This is a genomic window from Micromonospora phytophila (assembly GCF_023656545.1).
Classification (GTDB): domain Bacteria; phylum Actinomycetota; class Actinomycetes; order Mycobacteriales; family Micromonosporaceae; genus Micromonospora; species Micromonospora phytophila.
The window spans coordinates 1-11,756 of sequence record NZ_JAMOKF010000165.1 but is presented as its reverse complement, the minus strand read 5'-3'; the positions used below and the strand labels follow the sequence as shown (position 1 = coordinate 11,756).

The window sequence follows — 11,756 nt, the reverse complement described above, 5'->3', positions numbered from 1 at the left end:
CCATGCCGGTCGGGGCCGCCGTGGCGGTCTTCCGGCGGGACCGGCGGACCAGCACGACGACCAGGACCACCACGCCGAGCGGAATCGCGAGGCAGAGCACCCCGGCGATCACCACCCCCGGGCCCTTCTTCATGGTGATCGCGACGGCCGGCTCGTCGTCCTCCTGAGCCTTCGCCGGGCCACCAGGGGCACCGGGCGCGGTGGTCCCGGTGGAGGCGCCGGCGAGCAGTGGGTTGGACTCCACCGCCGGCACCGAGCGGCTGAGGGCCGCGAGCGGATCGACCACGCCAAAGCCGTACTGGCTGTCGCGGCCGGCCGGCCCACGGTCCCGGGCGGTGCGGATCAGCCGGTTCACCACGTTGGCGGCGTCGAGGTCCGGGTACTTCGCGCGGACCAGCGCCGCCACGCCCGAGGTGATCGCGGCCGCGTCGCTGGTGCCGCTGGCGAGCCCGTACCCGTTGGACGAGACCGAGGTCGGCCGGGGGGAGATGATGTCCTCCATCGGCGCGGCGAGCACCGCCTCGGGACCGCTGACGCTGTCGGCGAAGAACGCCCCGTCCTTCGCCAGGCCGGTCACCGCGACGACGCCCGGGATGTTCGCCGGGCTGCCGACGACCCGGGCTCCTTCCGTCCGGTTGCCCGCCGCCGCGACCACGACCACGTCCTTGTCGAGCGCGTACCGGACCGCCGACTGCTCCTCGGCGGTCGCCGCCTCGTCGGAGCCGAGGGACAGGTTGATCACGTCGGCACCGTTGTCCGCCGCCCAGCGGATGGCGTCGGCGATGTCGCGGGGACTGAACGGGCTGCGCATCGCCACCGGGAGGATCTTCGCCTCCGGCGCGATGCCCAGGTGCCGCGTCACGTCACCACCGCGGGAGGCGACCAGGCCGGCCATGCTGGTGCCGTGGGCCTTCTCGCGGTCGTTGTCGCGCCGGCCGTCCGCGGCCACGCTGGCGGACATGCCCTTGCCCGGCAGCACCTGCCCGCGCAGGTCGGGCACGTTCGGGTCGACGCCGCTGTCGATGACGGCGACCGTGACGCCCCGCCCCTTGGAGATCTTGTGGGCCTCGGGGACCTTCAGCGTGTCGAGGTACCACTGGTAGCCGCGAACCGTGTTGTCGGCCTGTGCCGGGGCCGGCGCGACCAGTGCAGCGGAACCGGCGCCGGCGACCAACGCCAGCGCCGCGGCGGCCAGCATCGACACCGGCCGTGAACGCTTCCCCGTACGCATGACTCCCCCAGGACCTCTCGGCTCAGAACGCGTCGCGGCTCCGGCCCGGTCTAGCCGGACCGGAGCCGCGACGGCGATTGTCTCAGCCCCACACCTTGGCGTTGCTCATCTCGGTGCTGACGTAGTTCTCGCGGGCGATGCCCACCGCGCCACCGATGTCGTTCAGGATCTTGTTGATGTCCCGGACGGCAGCGTCCCACTGCGCCTGGTGCTGCTCGTACGCGGCACGGTCCTGACCGTCCCACTGCAGCTTCGACAGCATCGACCGCAGCGTGTCGAGCTTCTCGTCGATCGTCCGCGAGATGGCCAGCATCTGCTGGTTGCTGCTCTCGAGGACCGCGTAGTCGACCTTGATGCTCATGAGTTCCTCCCCTGCTCGTGTCGGCGGATCACGGGTTGAGTGCAGAGTGGAACTTGTCCAGCATCTGCTGCTGCTCTTCGTCGTTGACCTGGTGCGTCGTACCCGACTTGTCGAGCAGGTCGGCGATGTTGTCCATCGCCGTCAGCAGCTTGACCGTGTCCTCGTTCCAGCGCTGCATGAGCGACTGGAAGCCGGTGGACGCCTGCCCCTTCCAGGCGATGGCCAGGTCGTCGACCACGTTCCACAGCTTCTTCAGCTCGCCGTCGACCTCGCTGCGCGTGGACCGCACGTCACTCGCGGCGGTATGCAGAGTCGCTGCTTCGACCTCGAACGCCATGCTTCACACCCTTCCGTCATGTTGTGGCGGCGCACCTGCCGCGCCCCTCCCCCGCGGCAAGGCCTTCACACACACCCCACCGACGGACACTCCTTTGGAGACCGTAGCGGACACGCGCAAAGCCGCGCAGCCCCGTGGAACGCCGCTTCGTCACACCTGCCGGCGGGCGCGGGCCGGCGCAGGTCGGGAGCGGTGACGGATCGACGACAGTGGCACCCGTCACCCCGCCCGGCGGGGCCCACCGCTCAGGCGGGCTCGGACCAGGCGGTCTGGATGAGCTGCTGGCCGTCGCGCCGGCGCACCAGGGTGCCCCGGCCGGGCGGCTGCGGGCTCGGCCGCAGCGTGCCGAAGACCGCGCCCTCCTCCCGGTTGCCGGACATCAGCAGGCCGGGCGAGTCCAGCTCGCGCAGGCGTTGCAGCACCGGCTCGTAGAGGGCCCGGGCCACGCCACCCACCCGGCGGGTGACGATCAGGTGCAGGCCGATGTCGCGGGCCTGGGGCAGCAGCTCGTGCAGGGCGCTGAGCGGGTTGCTGCCGCCCGAGGCGACCAGGTCGTAGTCGTCGACCAGGATGTAGAGGTCCGGGCCCTTCCACCAGCTGCGGTCGCGCAGCTGGGCGGTGGTGACGTCCGGCCCGGGCAACCGGTTCGACAACGCGCTGCGGATCGAGCCGAGCCCCTTCGCGAACGCCTGGTTGGACGGCGCGTAGTCGAGCAGGTGGTCGCCCTCCACCGCGCCGAGCAGGCCCCGCCGGTAGTCGGCGATGACCAGCCGGGCCTGCGCCGGGGTGTACCGCTCGGTGATGCCCCGCGCGATCAGCCGCAACACGTTGGTCTTGCCGCACTCGGCGTCGCCGAAGACCGTCAGGTGCGGCTCGTTGGCGAGGTCGAGGTAGACGGGGGCCAGCGCCGACTCGTTGACGCCGATCGGCAGGCCCGGCGCCGACCGGTCGATGATCCGGGCCAGTTCGGAGACGGGCAGCTGGCGCGGCAGCAGCCGGACCCTGGGCGCCGGCCGCCCGGGCCAGGCGGTCGCGACGTGCCGGGCCAGGGCGATCGACGCCTCGGACAGGTCGTCGATGTCGCGCCGGCCGTCGATCCGGGAGATCGCCGTGAGGAAGTGCAGCTTGTCGCGGGTGAGACCGCGCCCCGGCGAGCCGGTCGGGACGTTCGCTGCGGCCCGCCGGTCGATCTCCGACTCGTTGGGGTCGCCGAGCCGAAGCTCCAGTTTGGTGCCGAGCAGGTCCCGCATGTTGATCCGGATCTCCGCCCAACGCACGGCCGTCAGGACCACGTGCACGCCGAAACCCAGCCCCCGGTTGGCCAGGGTGGTGATGGTCTGCTCCAGCTCCTCGTACTCCTGGCGCAGCGTGTTCCACCCGTCGATGACCAGGAAGACGTCGCCGAACGGGTCGTCGGAGAACTCGCCGGCCGCCCGGCGCCGACGGTAGCTGGCCACCGAGTCGATGCCGTGCTGGGCGAACCGCGTCTCGCGGTCGTCGAGGACGGCCACCACCTCGGCCACCGTCCGCCGTACCGCCTCGGTGTCCCGCCGGCCGGCCACGCCCGCGGTGTGCGGCAGCCCGTCGAGGCTGCGCAGCGCCCCGCCGCCGAAGTCGAGGCAGAAGAACTGCACCTCGCGCGGGGTGTGGGTGAGCGCGAGCGAGGCGAGCATCGAGCGCAGCATGGTGCTCTTGCCGCTGAGCGAGGCGCCCACGATCACCACGTTGCCGCCCGCGCCGGCCAGCTCGACCAGCATCGGGTCGCGGCGCTGCTCGTACGGCCGGTCCACCACGCCGACCGGGACGGTGAGCTGCCCGCGGCCCGGCCAGGAGGCGGTGCAGAGGCCGTACGTCGGGTCGGCGCTCAGCGGCGGGAGCAGCTCGCCCAGGCCCGGCGGGTCGGCGAGCGGGGGCAGCCAGACCTGGTGCGCCGGTCGGCCCTTGCCCGTGAGCCGGTCGATGAGCACGTCCAGCATCGCCACGGTCTTGCCGTCGGCCGGCTGTTCCGGTTCCGGCGCGGTCGTCACCGGCAGCTGCGGGTTGCGCACGGGCACGAAGTCCACCCCGTAGCGGACGATCCGGCGCTGGACCATCGCCTGCGACGACGCGGCGACCTGCCCCGGCGCCCGGTACGGCCCGGAGACGTACGCGGCCCGGAACCGCAGCATGGTGCTGGTGTCGGTCTTCAGGTAGCCGTGGCCGGGGGCGTTCGGCAGCTCGTACGCGTCCGGCACGCCGAGCACGATCCGGCTCTCCACCGCCGAGAAGGTCCGCAGACCGATCCGGTACGACAGGTGGGTGTCCAGCCCCCGCAGCTTCCCCTCCTCCAGCCGCTGGCTGGCCAGCAGCAGGTGGACGCCGAGCGACCGGCCGAGCCGGCCGATCATCACGAAGAGGTCGATGAAGTCGGGCTTCGCGGCGAGCAGCTCGCTGAACTCGTCACAGATGATCAGCAGGCTGGGCATCGGCTCCAGCGGCTCACCGGCGGCCCGGGCCTTCTCGTAGTCGAAGCGGGAGACGTAGTTGCCGGCGGCGCGGAGCAGTTCCTGCCGGCGGACCATCTCCCCGGCCAGCGCGTCCCGCATCCGGTCGACCAGCGGCAGCTCGTCGGCCAGGTTGGTGATGACCGCGCTGGTGTGCGGCAGCGCCTCCAGCGAGGCGAAGGTGGCGCCGCCCTTGAAGTCGACCAGGACGAAGTTGAGTTCCTCCGAGGAGTGCGTCACGGCCAGCGCGCCGACGATCGTCCGCAGCAGCTCGCTCTTGCCGGAGCCGGTCGCGCCGATGACCAGGCCGTGCGGGCCCATGCCCTCGTGCGCGGACTCCTTGAAGTCGAGCTCGACGACGTTGCCGTCGGGGCCGACGCCGAGCGGGATGCGCAGCCGGTCCCGGTGGCTGCGCGGTCGCCAGGTCTGCTGCACGTCGACCGTGGCGGCGTCGCCGACACCGAGCAGGTCGGGCAGTTCCATGCTGCGGGCCAGCGGCTCGTCGGAGGTGGTCTGCTGCTGGGAGAGCCGGTACGGGGCGATCTGCCGGGCCAGCCCCTCGGCGGCGGCCTCGCTGAGCCGGTCCGGCCGGCCCAGCCGCGACGAGGACGTGCCGCGGACCAGGTCGAGGGAGCTGCCGTCGCCCACGTCGAGGCAGAGCAGCCACCGGCCGGCCTCCCGGGGCACGGTGCCGGACAGGTCGATCACGGTGGCGCCGAGCAGGCCCTGCCCCATCAGCTGGCAGGTCGCCGCGACCTCCCCGCCGTCGATCACCACCACCAGGTGCGCCGCCGTGGTCAGCGGCTTCGCCTCCGGGGTGAAGCGGGGCCGGCCGGCCAGCTCGCCGGCGAGCGCCTCCTCGGCCTCGGCGAGGCTGGCGAAGACCATCCGGCGGGCGCCCGCGGCGTCGGTCCGGGCGCCGTGGTGGGTGTGCGGCAGCCACTTGACCCAGTCCCAGGCCGGCTGCCGGTCCGGCGCGGCCACGACCGCCACGACGAGGTCGTCCGGGGCGTGGAAGGTGGCCAACTGGCCCAGGGCGGCCCGGGTCAGGTCGAGCACCGGCTCCCGGTCGCCGCGCAGCACCACCCGGCTGAACGCCCGTACCGACAGCGCGGTCGGCAGGTCGGGCACGGACGAGTGGGCGCGTACGAAGCGGCGCAGCGCGATGGCGCTCATCGGTTCGAGGTCCTCGACCGGCTTGGTCTCCGGCGGGACGATCTCCACCGCGAGGCGCTGCGGGCCGGTGGCGATGCGGGTCTCGCCGAAGTCGTCCTCGGTGATCCGCCGCTCCCACAGCCGCCGCGACTCGGCGATCGACCAGAGCGCGTCCGGCTCCGGGTGCCGCCAGGCCATCGCCGCGCGCTGCTGCTCGGCCGCGCGCCGGGTGCGCTTGCGCATCTGCGCCAGGTACCGCATGTAGTCGCGGCGGTCGGCGTTCAGCTCGGCCTTGTCGTTGCCGCCGTTGCTCAGCGACCCGATCGCCATGCCGAGCATGGAGACGCCGAAGAGTCCACCCGCGACGTACGTCATCATGCCGCCGCCGCGGCCGGCGTAGAGGAACGCCATGGCGCCCACGCCGCAGACCATGGGCAGGATCATCAGCAGCTGACCCATCCCGCGCGGGGTCGGCTCGGGCAGCTCCGGAGGCGACTCCAGCAGCACCTCGCCTCGCGGCAGAGCGGGCCCCGGCTGACGCGGGAGCCGGCGGAACACCACCGTGCTCACGGCTGTCTCCTCCCCAGAAGCGGCCTGGATGAAGTTTTGCGAGCGACCGGAGTCGTCGGGTGGGCATCGTACGTGCCCGCCATCGTAGGTAATCTCCCGTGGGCGTCGGGGACCCGCGGAGCGACGCCGCCGGCCAGGGGTGATCGTAGGAGCACGAGGAGGCCATTGTGGTGACGAAGACAGCGACCGGCGGCCTGAGCCGGATCACCATCGTGGCGCCCCGTACCCGGATGGACCTCGCGCTGCCGTCGGACGTACCGCTCGCCGACCTGCTGCCCACGCTGCTGCGCTACGCCGGTGAGGACCTGGCCGACGAGGGCGTGCGGCACGGCGGCTGGAGCCTGGCCCGGCTCGGCGGGCAGCCGCTCGACGGCGGCCGTACCGCCACGCAGCTCGGCGTCCGCGACGGCGAGGTGCTCTACTTCAACCCGCGCTCCGCCACCGCGCCGGAGATCGTCTTCGACGACGTGGTCGACGCGGTCGCCACCGCCACCAACCAGCGCCCCGGCGCCTGGCAGGTCGGCACCACCCGGTCTTTTGCGGTGCTGTTCGCCGCGGTGGCGCTCGGCGCCGGCGCGCTGGCGGCGCTCTTCGTCGGCCCACCGCAGCTGCCGGGCGCGCTGGCCGCCCTGGTCGTGGCGGTCGCCCTGGTGGTCGGCGCCGCGGTGTTGTCCCGGGCCGCCGCCGACAGCGCGACCGGGTCGGTGCTGGCGGTCGTGGGCCTGGCGTACGCGGGTGTCGGCGGGCTGCTGCTGCTCGCCGGTGACCGGAGTCTGTCGGAGTTGGCCGCCCCGCACGTGCTGCTCGGCGCCACGGCGGTGGTGCTCTGCGCCTCGGTGGCCGCGCTGGCCGTCGGTGACCGGCTGCCGCTGTTCTTCGGCGCGGTCGCGGTGGGCGCCGCCACCGGTTTGGGTGCGGTGCTCTGCCTGGCCTTCGGCATAGGCGCGCCGGCCGCCGCCGCGGTGGTGGCCGCCATCGCGTTCGGCGCCGTGCCGGCCCTGCCGATGGCGGCCTACCGGCTGGCCCGGCTGCCCGTCCCGTCCATCCCGACCGGCCCGGACGACCTGAAGACCGACGTCGAGTCGGTGGACGGCCGGCGGGTGCTGCAACTCAGCGAGCGGGCCGACGAGTTCCTCACCGGTCTGCTGTGGACGGTGTCGCTGCTGGTGGTTTGCGCCCAGGTGGTGCTGGCGCTCGACGGCCGGCTGCCGGCAGTGCTGCTCTGCCTGGTGCTGGCCCTGCTGTCGCTGCTGCGGGCCCGGCCGTTCCTCGGCCGCGCGCAGCGCACGCCGGTGCTCTTCGCCGGCACCGCCGGGCTCGGCCTGGCCGCCGCTGCCACGTTCGCCGGCGGCTCGACGGTGGCACGCCTCGGCGTGGTCCTCGGCGGGTCGCTGCTCGCGGCCGTGGTGAGCCTGATCTACGGGCTCACCGTGGCCGGCAAGCGGATCTCCCCGGTCTGGGGCCGGCTGCTCGACATCGTGGAGATCATGCTCATCATCTCGCTGGTGCCGCTGGCCGTCTGGGTCGTCGGGCTCTACGGCTGGATCGTCAACCTGCGCCCCTGACCCCGCTCGACCGGGCGACCGGGCGCCGGGGAGCCCGGGCGCCCGGAGAGCCGGGTCAGCCGGGTCAGCCGGGCGACTGGAGAGTGGTGACGGTGGTGGCGACCGGGGCGGTGGCGTAGACGCCGGGGCCGTGCTGGCCGTCCGCCGGGCGGGCCGGGGCGCCGCACCGGCGCGCCACGTCCCGCACCACCTTGACCAGCGCCTCCACGTGGTTGTCCATCGCCGCCACCCGCAGCAGCGGTGCGGCGATCCGACCGCCCGGGAGGACCACGGTGGCCAGCGTGTGCGACGGGGCGGAGGTCGCGGTCACCGCGTCCACCAGCGCGCCGAACGGCGCGTCGGCGCGGGCCCGCAGGCTCAGGCAGCGCTGCGTCCAACCGCCGCCGCGCAGCCCGGTCCAGGTCTCCGCCTGCGGGGTGGGCGCGAGGTCCAGCCCGGCCGCGGCGACCACCGCCGCGCGCAGTTCGTCGCGGCCGAGCGGCCGGTGGGCGAGTCCAGCGGCGTTCAGCGCCTTGCCCAGCCGACCGATCCCGGCGGCCACGGTGCGGTGCACGCCCGGCATGCCACCGCCCCGGCTGACCGTCTCGACCCGGGCGTCCCGCACGGAGAGCCGCAGCGCCACCCAGACCGTCCGGTGGGCCGCCGGCGGCGCACCCGGCGCCGGGTACCAGACCAGGGTGTGCGAGACCACCTGGGCCCGGCTGACCGGGCCGGTGAAGTCGGCGAGCACCCGCAGCGCCCGGTCCACCACCGCCGCCTCGACCGACCCGGCGGGGGTGCCCGCCCGGCCGTACAACACCACCGCCGCGAACCAGCCCTGCGCGTCCTGCCCGATGCCGAGCCGGGTGCCCCGGTCGGTGAGTTCGATCACGGTCAGTTCCGGGGCGAGGGCGGCCAGCCGCGGATCGGCCGCGCCACCCGCCGCGACGATGCTGCGGGCGGCCTCCCGGCGACGGCGCAGCCGCCGGCGCAACACCAGGTCCTCGTACCACCACCGGCCGCCCCGGCGGGCGAGGACCGCGACCACGACCAGCACCGCCGCCACGGCGACGGCGCCGACCAGCCAGGTCGGTCCGCCCGACGCGGCCCAGACGGCCAGGACGCAGAGTTCCAGCGTCACGAGCTGTCCCACCACGAGCGGGCCGATCCGGCCGCGGTCGCGCCGGTCGGCCGGAACGACCGGCCGTCGGGCGACGCCGGACGGCTGCGGTGCCGGACGACCGGGTGGCGCCTGAACCTGCGTCATCGGTGACAGTCCTCTCTGGGCGGTGCGGGCTCCCGCCGGATCGGTACGCTGCCGGGCGCGGGCGCTGGTCCCGGTGACCCGTCGACGTCCCCTTATCGTAGGGAAGCCCGCGACACCGTCTGGGACCTGATCGTCGCGGACCCACCCCCGCCGGAGGTAAGTCATGCGGACCCGCCGCGATCAGGTGCAGGCGTACCGCTTCGTCACCCGCCGGATCGTCTCGGCGTTGCTGTCGGGCGACCCCGAGACCAGCAACCTGCCGATGCGGCGGCTCGGCATGGCGGTGTTCGGCAGCGTCATCGCCGCGGCGGTGGTGCTCGGCGGCGCGGGCGCGTACGGGCAACTGACCGGGAACGCCGCACCGCTGGAGCCGAACACGCTGGTGATCGAGCGGGAGACCGGTGCGACGTACGTCTTCGTGGACGGGCGGCTGCACCCGACGTTGAACTACGCCTCGGCCCGGCTGATCCTCGCCGAGGCGGACCCGCAGGTGCGCACCATGTCGCAGGAGTCCATCCGGGACCGGCCCCGGGGGCGTACGGCCGGGATCGTCGGCGCCCCGGACGCGCTGCCGGACCGCAAGTCGCTCACCGGCCTGCCCTGGTCGGTCTGCGACGTCCCGGACCCGGCCGATCCCCGCCGGTCGGGCACCCGGGTGGTGATCGACCGGACGCTGCCCGGCGGCACGCCGCTCGGCGACCGGGCGGTGCTGGTCGAGGTGGACGGCCAGCGGCACCTGCTCACCGGCGACGCGCGGTTGCAGGTGACGGGGGACGACCGGACGCTCGCCGCGCTGCGGATGGCCAACGCGCCCCGGCTCCCCGTGGGCCAGCAGCTGCTCAACGCGGTGCCGGCCGGGCCGGCCCTGCGTCAGCCCACCATCGACGGCGACGACGAGCGCAGCGCGCTGCGGGTGGGCGACGGCCCCGCCCGGGTCGGCCAGGTCTACCGGGCGGCGGGCCAGCACTACGTGCTCACCCGGGACGGTCTCGTCCCGATCGGTGAGATCAGCGCGCTGCTCCTGCAGGCCGACGGCGGCGCGGTCACCGACATCACCCCGGACCAGGCCGGCCGGCTGCTGACCGACCAGCGGGCGGAGGAGCCGGGGATCCCGCCGGCCCTGCCCGCGCTGCACCCGGTCCGCCCCGGCCGCACGGCACTCTGCGCCACCTACCGGGCGGGGGCCGGCGGCGGTCCGCCCACCACCACGCTGGAGGTCTTCGACCGCGCCCCGGCGGAGCTGACCGCCGCCGCGTCCGGCCCGCTCCCGGTGCGGCAGACCGCCCGCGACGGGGTGCGTACGGCCGAGGGTGTGCTGCTGCCCGGCGGCAAGGGCGTGCTGGTGCAGGCGGCACCGGGTGCCGGCGAGAGCGGCACGGCGGCCCCCGGTGCGACCGTCCACCTGATCACGGCCCAGGGAGTACGTCACCCGCTCGGCCCCGGCGCGATGACGGCGCTGGGCTACGAGGGGGTTCAGCCGCTGGCCGTGCCCGCGTCGCTGCTGGCCCTGGTGCCCGCCGGGCCGACCCTGGCCCGGCAGGACGCACTGTCGGATTTCGATCCCGGCGCAGCGGCGGGCGGGGCGGCCCCGACCGCGCCCGCCCCCTCGCCCACGGCCGCGGGTCCGGCGGGCGCGGGCGGCTGAGCGCGGGTCGTACCCGCGACAGCGGGTCGCCCGGGTCGCGCCGGTCGACTAACCTGAGCGTCGCCAACGGTTATCGACCATGACGTACGGGGATGCTGCCATGACCGGGCGCACGACAGTCGACCTGATGTCCCTTGAGGACTTCCACAAGAGGTTGGCCGATCGGCTGACCGAGGCCGAGAAGGCGTTGCGGAAGCTCGACACCGAGATGCAGAGTCGGCCGCCGGCGCTCGGCTCCTTCGCGGACGCCACGAGCAACGCCCGTCACTATTCCGACATCCATCGGTCCTACGTGGAGCAGGTCGAGCGCCTGCGCACCGCCGTCCGGGCGGCGCAGCGCGCGACGGGCACGATCCTGGCCAACTACCGCACCGCCGAGGAACGCAACGCGGCCAACGCCACCGACATCGCCGCCGCGTTGGTCGGGGTCGATGACGCGCTGGAGCGGAAGGGGGAGCCGCGTGTCTGAGTACATCCAGCGCTACCAGCACGTCAGCCACCAGCAGCTCTACGACGGCGTGATGGCCGGCAAGCCGGAGCAGATCGACGGCCTCGCCGCCCAGTGGTCCGCGCTCAAGGGCATCCTCGACGGCTTGGTGCGCGAGCTCAACGGCGACCTCGACAAGCTCGGCAACACCTGGACGGGCACCGCCGGGCAGGAGTTCCAGCGCCGCCTGGGCTTCGTCGCCGGCTACGCCGACACGCTCGGCGAGGGCATGGCGGACGTCAGCCGAGGGCTGACCCTGATGGCCTCTCAGCTGCGCACCGCCCACCAGCAGGCGGAGAGCCCGGCCGAGACCGACGACCACGACCAGGCGCTCTCCGGCGCGGCCAAGGGCGCCGTCTTCGGCGTGCCGGGCATCGTCGTCGGCGGGCTGCTCGGGCACCAGCAGGACAAGGCCGAGCAGGAGAAGGCGCACCAGCGCATGGTCAACGTGGTGGCCGAACTGGCCGCCGGTTACGAGCTGTCCGCGTACGGCCGGCTGGTGCTGCCGCCGCCTCCGCCGGACGAGACCCCGGGTGCGGTCAGCCGCGACTCGTCGACCCCCCGCAGCGGCCCCGGCGCCAGCACGCCGACGGCCGCGCCGACCGCCAGCGGTCTCAGCGCGCAGACCGGCGGCGCCACCGTGGCGACTCCCGACCGGCCCGCCTCCGGGCCGGGC

General features: G+C 74.3%; 9 protein-coding genes. 4 read left to right on the top strand and 5 right to left on the bottom strand.

Annotated elements, in window-relative coordinates:
- The 4 genes from mycP to eccCa all read right to left on the bottom strand — a co-directional run.
- The coding region (gene mycP / locus NCC78_RS19125; protein ID WP_250796037.1) for a type VII secretion-associated serine protease mycosin at positions 1-1,231 on the bottom strand (1,231 nt) is incomplete at its 3' end.
- Between the two features lie 82 nt (positions 1,232-1,313).
- Positions 1,314-1,592, bottom strand: a complete 279-nt coding sequence (locus tag NCC78_RS19120; protein ID WP_250796035.1) for a WXG100 family type VII secretion target — start codon at positions 1,590-1,592, stop codon at positions 1,314-1,316.
- Positions 1,593-1,620: 28 nt separating this feature from the next.
- A complete protein-coding gene (locus NCC78_RS19115) occupies positions 1,621-1,929 on the bottom strand; it encodes a WXG100 family type VII secretion target (protein WP_250796033.1) in 309 nt (102 codons plus the stop codon).
- 245 nt (positions 1,930-2,174) lie between these two features.
- Complete coding sequence (eccCa, locus tag NCC78_RS19110; RefSeq protein WP_250796032.1) at positions 2,175-6,137, bottom strand: type VII secretion protein EccCa; 3,963 nt, start codon at positions 6,135-6,137, stop codon at positions 2,175-2,177.
- Between the two features lie 170 nt (positions 6,138-6,307).
- On the opposite strand from eccCa, the gene eccD reads away from it, so the two are divergent.
- Positions 6,308-7,702: a type VII secretion integral membrane protein EccD gene (eccD, locus tag NCC78_RS19105; RefSeq protein WP_250796031.1), complete on the top strand. Its 1,395-nt coding sequence runs from the start codon at positions 6,308-6,310 to the stop codon at positions 7,700-7,702.
- 64 nt (positions 7,703-7,766) lie between these two features.
- Here the strand turns inward: eccD and NCC78_RS19100 are convergent, their stop codons facing one another.
- The gene (locus NCC78_RS19100; RefSeq protein ID WP_250796029.1) at positions 7,767-8,948 is read right to left on the bottom strand and encodes a type VII secretion protein EccE; all 1,182 of its coding nucleotides are present in this window, start codon (positions 8,946-8,948) and stop codon (positions 7,767-7,769) included.
- 163 nt (positions 8,949-9,111) lie between these two features.
- Here NCC78_RS19100 and eccB point away from each other — a divergent pair, with 163 nt between their 5' ends.
- The 3 genes from eccB to NCC78_RS19085 all read left to right on the top strand — a co-directional run.
- Entirely contained in the window at positions 9,112-10,593 is a 1,482-nt protein-coding gene (gene eccB, locus NCC78_RS19095; protein WP_250796028.1) for a type VII secretion protein EccB, read from the top strand.
- Between the two features lie 100 nt (positions 10,594-10,693).
- Positions 10,694-11,062 (top strand): hypothetical protein, encoded by a 369-nt coding sequence (locus NCC78_RS19090; protein WP_250796027.1) that lies wholly within the window; start codon positions 10,694-10,696, stop codon positions 11,060-11,062.
- Positions 11,055-11,756, top strand: a 702-nt coding sequence (locus NCC78_RS19085) for a WXG100 family type VII secretion target (RefSeq protein ID WP_250796026.1), incomplete at its 3' end; no start/stop codon positions are given. The genes NCC78_RS19090 and NCC78_RS19085, both read left to right, overlap by 8 nt.